This is a genomic window from Armatimonadota bacterium, from assembly GCA_031460175.1.
Lineage (GTDB): Bacteria > Sysuimicrobiota > Sysuimicrobiia > Sysuimicrobiales > Sysuimicrobiaceae > Sysuimicrobium > Sysuimicrobium tengchongense.
Window position 1 is genome coordinate 230,623 of record JAVKGW010000004.1, and the last position, 6,110, is coordinate 236,732.

The window sequence follows — 6,110 nt, forward strand, 5'->3', positions numbered from 1 at the left end:
ACCCCCTAGAGTATATCGGGCCTTCCGGGAGAACGCTACCTCGATCCCGTGGAGAGCGCGGCCCACGCGTCCACGATGCCGTATCCGTAGGCCCCAGGGCCCATCCGGGATCCGCCGCACGAGCCGGATTGATTCCAATCCGGCCTTGGGTATTCCGGGCAAGGGGCGAAGGCGGCGGCCTGGAGCACGGACCGCACCCGGGCGGGCGCAAGCCACGGGTTCCGGGAGCGCAGCAGGGCGGCCACCCCCGCCACGTGCGGCGCGGCCATGGAGGTGCCCTGGAGGAATCCGTAGGAGCCCTGGGCTGTGGGGAGGGTGGAGTAGATGGTGGTCCCGGGGGCCGCCAGGGTGACCCACCGGCCCGAGGAGGAGAAGGAGGCGATGGCGTCCGTGGGGGTGGTGGCGCCCACCGCGACGACGCCCGGGAGGTCCTCCGCGAAGGCCGCGGGGTAGACCTTGGGGTTGCCGGCGTCGTGGAGGTTGCCCGCGGCGAGCACCACGAGGACCCCGGAGGCCACCACGGCCCGCAGGGCGTCCAGTTCCGCCTCGGAGTACGCGACCCCACCCCATGAGCCGTTCAGCACCGCGGCCCCGTGCTCCGCCGCGCAGAGGACCCCGGATACCACGGTGAAGGTGGTGCCGCCCGTGGGGCCGAGGGCCCGGATGGGCAGGATCCGCGCGCGGGGGGCGATCCCCACGATCCCCCGGCCGTCCGGAGCCGCGGCCACGATCCCGGCCACGTGGGTTCCGTGCCCCCCGGAATCCCCAGGGTCGAAGTCCCCGTCCACGGGATCCGTGGGGCAGCCCTCCCGGGGGAGCACCAGCCGGCCGGCGAACTCCGGGTGCAGGAGGTCCACGCCCTCGTCCACCACGGCCACCAGCACCCCCTCCCCGTCCGCGAGCCGCCAGGCCTGGGGAGCCCGGATCCGCCAGAGGTTCCACTGCCAGGAAGCGCTCCGATCCCAATCCGTGCACCGGGAGACCTCTCCGTTCAGCCGCTGCACCTCGAAGGCGGGGTCGCACTCCCGCAGCTTGGGATCCGCGATGCCGGCCCAGTCCAGAACGCCGCTTCGGTACCCCTGCAGGCCCCGCACGGAAAGGCTTTCCGGGCGGGCCTCCACCCGGCGCACCCGGTAGTTGTAGTCCGCGTACACCACCTCCGGCAGCTGCCGGAGGCGCGCGATGTACGCCGCCTCCTCTCCGGCCGGTACCCGGACCAGGGCGAGGCGGTAAACCCCGACGGGGAGGGAGAAGCTCCCGGTCCGCACCACGGACGCACCCCGCACCGCGGCCAGACGGGCGATCGCGGATTCCGCGCGGTACCTGACGAGAATCTCCCCCGGGACGATCTCGGGCGGGGGGCCGGAGGGCCTGAGGACCGGCCCTGACCCGCACGCGGCCAGCAGGAGCACGGCTCCCACGACACCTAAGAATCGGCTCCTCACGGCACCCCGAACTCCTGAGGCTCGCTCACCGCCTCCCGCACCGCACGGGAGGCGGAAGCGGTCCCCACGGAGAGGAGGTGCCCGCGATCGCCTGCCGCCAGCGCGGTGCGGAGGGGCCGGAGGGCCTCGCCGACTGCCCGCACATCGGTTCCTGGAATGCTCAAAGGTCCCAGGTCCCGGAGGGCCCTGAGCAGAGGGGGCATCCGGCCCGCGGCCACGAGATCGGCGGGCCGGAGGGCGTCGCTCGCGAACACGAACACCCGGTACGACCCCGATCGGAGGTCCAGAGGAAGCGTGGCGGTATTCCCCTCCCCGTCCAGGATTCCCGTCCACACCTCCGAGTAGGAGGTATCGAGGACGACCACCGCGTGTACCGTGGCACCGGGGCTGGGCGTCCAGAAAAACGAGGGGCGGCTGTGGCTCTCGACCCGGAGGATCCGGGGCGGCCGGAGGTGACTCACCCGCAGGGGCTGTCCCGGAATCCGGAACACCTGGGTGGCGGCCACCTCCGGCAGGGTCCGGGCCCGGCCGTCCAGCACGAAACTGGTAACGACGAAGTACCGGGACTCCGCCTCCGGGATCTGAGGCACCGGGACGGACTGGGCGGGCAGGACGGTGCCGAGGCGAAGAGGGCCGTTTAGGACCTCCGCGAGCTCCAGGGGATCTCCTGCGGGGCCTGTGTACATCTGCACGAAGGTGTACACCACGCCGCCCGGCCCGTAGCTAGTCGCGAGGCTTACGGTGGTGTCGTCGTAGCGGATCGGGAGAATCCCCGCGGAGGGAACGAGCCGTACCCGGCCCAGGTCCGTGGGCCGGGAGCTCAGGGCGTCCACCGCGGGGAGGAAGGCGTAGGCGGTGTAGTAGGCGATCGACCCCTCGGCGCTCACCCCGTCGTAGTTGCCCGCGAAGAACGGAAAGGTGCGCCCGAGCATCTGCCCACCTAGGAATCCCTGGATCTCAAAGGTGCCGTCCGGCCCCGCGACCGTGGAGTAGCAGCGGGGGCAAGCGGCGGACTGGAACCGGTAGGCGCCCCACCAGACGAACCCCACGGTTCCCGGCTCTCCCGGGGTTTTGCCCGGCGGCACGGCCCCGGGTTGTCCAGAGCCTTCCGGATTCAATAGGATCCCGGTCACCGCGGGGAGCGGTCGGTTCCCGGTTCCGCGCGGGGAACCGCCCACCGGTCTGCGCAAGGGTAGATAAACCCGCAGGACAAGGCCCGTGTCCGCGAGACTGACGCCGTACACCGACCGTGCCGCCGCCACCTGCAGGGGAGGGAGCACGTGGAGGGTGAAGGGGCCGGTGGGGGTGCGGCCCACGGCAAAAAAGCCGTTTCCGTCCGTGGTCGCCGTCCGGACCTCGCCCCCGGACTCGTAGCGGACCAGGATTCCGGGAAGGGGTTCCCCGGAGAAGTTCCCGTCCGTGCCGGCTCCCGCAAAGACGTACCCGGAGAGGCCTCCCGCGAGCGTAGGGGCGGAAGCCCCACCCCGCCCGCACGCGGAGAGCCCCACCAGGATCGCCAGGATCCAGAGAACGCCGGGACGCATCGTCACAGGATCAGACCCTGGTTCAGAGGGTAGTCTAAGCCGTCCTCACGGTCCACCGGTCACGTCTCCGCAAGCCGCCCAGAGCACCGAGCCCCCAGATCCCGAACCCCGCAGGGCGAGCCGCTGCCTGACCCCCGCAGGCCGTGAAGGATGCTTGGCAGGCTTTCCGGCCTCCGGTACGCTTGGAGCGGAGACCTTCCATGCCCACCCTGGAAGAGCGCGTGGCGTATCTCGAGGGCAAGGTAGAGGAGCTCTCGGGCGGATACACCCAGCTCCGCCACGACATCCACGCCCTGGATCAGAAGGTGGACCGCTTCCGCGAAGAACTCAGCGCCCGCATCGACGCCCTGGATCAGAAGGTGGACCGCTTCCGCGAGGAACTCAGCGCCCGCATCGACGCCCTGGATCAGAAGGTGGATCGCTTCCGGGAGGAACTGGCCGGCGAGATTCGGTCCCTGGACCAGAAGTTCAGCCGGTGGTTCGCCTGGCTCACGGGAATCCTCGTCACCGCCCTCCTTGCCCAGCTGGGCCTTTTGGGCGCCGCCCTGTTCCGCCGCTAGGTGCGGTCTGACCCCCTGGGGGTCAGACCGCCTACCGCCAGGTGCCGGGCACACCGCTCAGGGATTCCTCCAGCCGCCTCCATCCTCCGGACTGCAGCACCTCCTCCAGCCGGCTTCCTCGCTCCACCCCGCCCACGATGCCGCCAAACACCGGGTCGCGCCAGAACGTGCCTTCGTCAAAGGACCGCTTGTACACTCGGAAGATCTCCGACGTCGCAGGGTCCCGCACGTAGGTCTGGTCGCTGAGGAGGTTGGTCCACGAGCGTGACATCCAGCTGTTGAACTCCTGGCTCTTCCGGGTCATCTCCAGGACCATCTCGGTCTGCATGCGGCTTATGGCCCGTGAGCGCTCCGCTTCCCGCACCGGCCACTCCGGATTCCACTGGATCCCCAGCAGAACCCCCCAACTCACGCCCAGGGCGTCCTCGAACGCCCTCTGCTCGCCCTGGACCACGACCGCCTGCAGGTACACCTCGCAGTTGAAGGAGTTCGCGGCAAAGCTCCGGCTGAGGTACCCCAGGCTCCGGGCTTCCACCCATGCCCGCCGCAATAGCCCGCCGGACCGCGCCCACATTACGAGGCGGCTGGAGAGGTCAAAGGTCTGCGAGCCCGGCAGCGCCAGCTTGGGCCGCGTCGCCTCCTGCAGGTTCTGGAGGTAGCGGGCCACCCGGCTCCGTTCCCTCCATGGCGCTGCCTGGACGAGGGTCCATCCCGCTCCGGTCTCGGCGCGCCAGAGCTGGAGCACCAGCTGCGGCAGCTGTCCCTGGGAGGTGAGACACGTGGGGCCGCTTCCGGCCGAAACGCTCCCGTTCCACGTCAGCCGGGTCTGGGCGTTGGAGCCGAACTGGGTCTGCACTCCCCCGGACCACACGTGCACCACGTCCCGCCGCACCAGCTTGCGGCCCTGCCGGAGGGAAAATGCCGGGAAGCGGAGATTCCCCTGAGGGGCCACCCCGGCCTGGAACGCGTAGCCCTCGGGGACGGGCACCTGAGCGGCCACAAGCCCCAGCACCGGATCGTAGATGGGCTGCGGGGTGTAGGGCACCCGCTGGGTAGAGGGCACAAACCCGAAGGACCGCAGTACCCCCAACACGGCGGCCCGCCGGGCGCGGTCCAGGTCCTGGGGCAGGTACACGCTCACCGCCAGTACCGCCCGCTCCCCCGCCAGGAGCAGGTGCGCAGCTTCGTAGGAGAGACCCTGGAGGTACGTCCGGGCCTGAGGGACTGAGAGGGTCAGGGTGTACCTGCCGAGGCTCTGGGCAAACTCCCACGGGTACCGCAGCCCCTGTGCCACCACCAGCAGCCCGCCCGGAACCCCCTTGAAGTAAACCCGGGCACCGCCGCGGGACAGGTATCGGGTTTCCTGCAGGAAGGGAGCCACGGCCTGACCTGGGGCTGAGCGCGGGGCTCCCCGGACGAGGACGAAGCTCTCGAAGTCGCTGAGGAGAACCCCGTACCGGCCCATCCGCACCTGCCAGCCCTCCGGCAGGGTGACGGAGAAACCGTGTAGCCGGTCTGTCGCCCGCTCCGCGGCCCCCACGGGAAATCCGAAGACGAGAACCAGCCCGCAGACCAACACACACCGCCCGGTGACCCAGCGCTTCATGGCACTGCCCTCCTTACCGGAGCCCCGGATGCCGCAGCGTTCGGCACCCCGGCGGCCCTGTTTCCGAGATCTGCCGGTTACCAGACTGCCTACCCGGCCCTTAAGCCTTCCTTAAAACCGGTTTTTACGTATGAGGCCGGATCTCGAGCACGGGAGATACGGTCGCTGGAGCGCGGTACCATTAGGAATGAGGCAGCGGCCTACCGAAGCCCCGGCCTCCGCAGGTCGCCGCCCACCGGAGGAGAGGGTCTACCCACCCTGGAAGAGCGCGTGGCGTATCTCGAGGGCGAGGTGGAGGAGTCTCGGGCGGATACACCCAGCTCCGCCACGACATCGACACCCTGGACCAGAAGCTCAGCCGGTGGTTCGCCTGGCTCACGGGAATCCTCGTCACTGCCCTCCTCGCCCAGCTGGGCCTCCTGGGCGCCGCCCTGTTCCGCCGTTAAGGGGGTCTGACCCCAGGCTGCACCGCTTGGGGTAAAATCGCGACGGGATGCCTTTTACGGTCAAGGACTTCCAGGATCTCCTGAGGCTGCTGCAGGAACGCCCGGAGTGGCGGGACCAGCTGCGCCGGGTGCTGCTCACCGACGAGATCCTCCAGCTCCCCAGAGCGATGCGGGAGCTCACGGAGGAGGTGCGCCGCCTCGCGGAGGCCCAGGCCCGAACCGAGCGGCGGCTGGAGGAACTGGCCGAAGCCCAGCTCAAGACCGAGCAGCGGCTGGGGCGGCTGGAGGAGCGCACGGACCGCCTGGAACAGGCCCTCACCCGCCTCGCGGAGGCCCAGGCCCGAACCGAGGAACGCGTCGGGAAACTGGAGGAAACCGTCGCCCGCCTCGCGGAAGCCCAGGCCCGAACCGAGCAGCAGCTGGAGGCCTTGAGCGCGGCCCAGGTGCAAACCGAGAGACAGGTGGCAGCGCTGACGGAGACCGTCCGCGCCCTGGTGCGGGACGTGGGC

Annotated in this window: 5 protein-coding genes; 2 read left to right on the forward strand and 3 right to left on the reverse strand. The window is 70.2% G+C overall.

Features of this window, described 5'->3' with window-relative positions; genetic code table 11:
• Window positions 1-35 precede the first annotated feature (35 nt).
• Entirely contained in the window at window positions 36-1,421 is a 1,386-nt protein-coding gene (locus QN206_07655; protein ID MDR7614688.1) for a S8 family serine peptidase, read from the reverse strand.
• 20 nt (window positions 1,422-1,441) lie between these two features.
• The gene (locus tag QN206_07660; GenBank protein ID MDR7614689.1) at window positions 1,442-2,989 is read right to left on the reverse strand and encodes a hypothetical protein; all 1,548 of its coding nucleotides are present in this window, start codon (window positions 2,987-2,989) and stop codon (window positions 1,442-1,444) included.
• A 200-nt stretch (window positions 2,990-3,189) separates the two neighbouring features.
• Between QN206_07660 and QN206_07665 the strand changes: the two genes are divergently transcribed.
• The gene (locus tag QN206_07665; protein MDR7614690.1) at window positions 3,190-3,549 is read left to right on the forward strand and encodes a hypothetical protein; all 360 of its coding nucleotides are present in this window, start codon (window positions 3,190-3,192) and stop codon (window positions 3,547-3,549) included.
• 31 nt (window positions 3,550-3,580) lie between these two features.
• On the opposite strand, the gene QN206_07670 is transcribed toward QN206_07665, so the two are convergent.
• Entirely contained in the window at window positions 3,581-5,155 is a 1,575-nt protein-coding gene (locus tag QN206_07670; GenBank protein ID MDR7614691.1) for a hypothetical protein, read from the reverse strand.
• A 493-nt stretch (window positions 5,156-5,648) separates the two neighbouring features.
• Between QN206_07670 and QN206_07675 the strand changes: the two genes are divergently transcribed.
• Window positions 5,649-6,110 (forward strand): hypothetical protein (locus tag QN206_07675; protein MDR7614692.1); only part of this gene is annotated, 462 nt, incomplete at its 3' end.

What these genes read in the sequence shown, in the direction of transcription:
- QN206_07670 (MDR7614691.1), bottom strand. Translation starts at nt 5,155, where the DNA reads ATGAAGCGCTGGGTCACCGGGCGGTGTGTGTTGGTCTGCGGGCTGGTT.
- QN206_07665 (MDR7614690.1), top strand. Translation starts at nt 3,190, where the DNA reads ATGCCCACCCTGGAAGAGCGCGTGGCGTATCTCGAGGGCAAGGTAGAG.
- QN206_07660 (MDR7614689.1), bottom strand. Translation starts at nt 2,989, where the DNA reads ATGCGTCCCGGCGTTCTCTGGATCCTGGCGATCCTGGTGGGGCTCTCC.